This is a genomic window from Fibrobacter sp., from assembly GCA_024399065.1.
Lineage (GTDB): Bacteria > Fibrobacterota > Fibrobacteria > Fibrobacterales > Fibrobacteraceae > Fibrobacter.
This window is the reverse complement of record JAKSIB010000102.1, coordinates 1-1,338: the sequence shown is the minus strand read 5'-3', so window position 1 is coordinate 1,338 and position 1,338 is coordinate 1. Positions and strand designations below refer to the sequence as shown.

The following is a 1,338-nucleotide window of genomic DNA, read 5'->3' as shown; positions in this document are numbered from 1 at the left end:
GGGGAGTTCTATAAATTAAAATAATGTTAATCATTTTGTTATGTCGGAAAATTTTCGTATCTTTGCAAAATAATTAAGAGTAACTGATATGACATACAAAAACACATCAGAAGCAGGCATGTTTGACCATGAGTTCACACTTGAGGCGCTATCGGCAATGGGGAATCCGCTCCCAAGGCTGAAGGAGATATTGGATTTCGAGCAGTTCCGTCCGATACTCGAGCCTGTATTTGCGAAAGAGAATCGCAAGAGCAACGCTGGCAGGCGCGGGATGGACCCTGTGTTCATGATGAGGGTGCTGTTCCTCCAAAGGCTCTACGGGCTTGGCGACAAGCAGATTGAGTATCAGATAAAGGACAGGATGAGCTTTCGGGAGTTTCTTGATATAGAAAGCGTGGACGACGTGCCTGACGAGAAGACTGTGTGGAAGTACAAGGACATCCTGGCGAAGGCCGGCACATGGGACGAGCTATTTGCCCAATTCAACGAGTACCTCGATTCCATCGGGCTGATAGTCAACGAGGGGAAGATAGTTGACGCGAGTTTCGTGGTCGCTCCTCGCCAAAGGAACACGAGAGAGGAGAACAAGCAGATAAAGGAAGGCAGGGGCGAGGAGCTATGGAAAGACAACCCTCACAAGAAATGCCACAAAGACATCCATGCGAAGTGGACGGTAAAGCGGAAGGAGACAGTGTTCGGGTACAAGGATCATGCCGTTATCTGCCGAAAGACCAAGCTTATACGAGATTACGATGTCACGGCGGCAAGCGTCCATGACTCCAGGGCGGCGAAGGGGCTCGCCCAAAAATGCGGAGGGAACGATGAGGACATGTACCTTGATTCCGCATACATTGGGACGGAGGAAGACTTGAGAGCGGCCGGCATGAACCCCATCATCTGCGAAAGAGGCTACAGGAGCCATCCGCTCACAGAGGCGCAGAAGGAGTCGAACCGAAAGAAGTCGAAAGTTCGCTGCCGAGTGGAGCACGTCTTCGGATACATGGAGCAGAGCATGCGGGGGCTGGTTTTCAGAGGTGTCGGAATAGTGAGGGCGAAGGCAAACATAGCCATGACAAACCTCGTCTATAACATGTGCAGACTGGCGCAGATTATCAAATACCACCCTGAATGGATCGTAGCCTAATAAAAAAATCAAAAACATATCACATTGAATATCATACACATGAGTACCCCACCCTAAAAATTAAACATAAAATATGTTATAAATGAGAAAAAAAGTGTAACTTTGCAGCGCGAATACGAGAACGTCCAGTAGACATTCGAGCTGAATGATGGGTTAACGGGTTCTGCCCATTCAGGAGGCTAAAAAATGAATTT

General features: G+C 48.2%; 1 protein-coding gene. It reads left to right on the top strand.

Annotated elements, in window-relative coordinates; all coding sequences use genetic code 11:
• Nucleotides 1-88: 88 nt before the first annotated feature.
• A complete protein-coding gene (locus tag MJZ25_16650) occupies nucleotides 89-1,144 on the top strand; it encodes an IS5 family transposase (protein MCQ2125795.1) in 1,056 nt (351 codons plus the stop codon).
• Nucleotides 1,145-1,338: the final 194 nt, after the last annotated feature.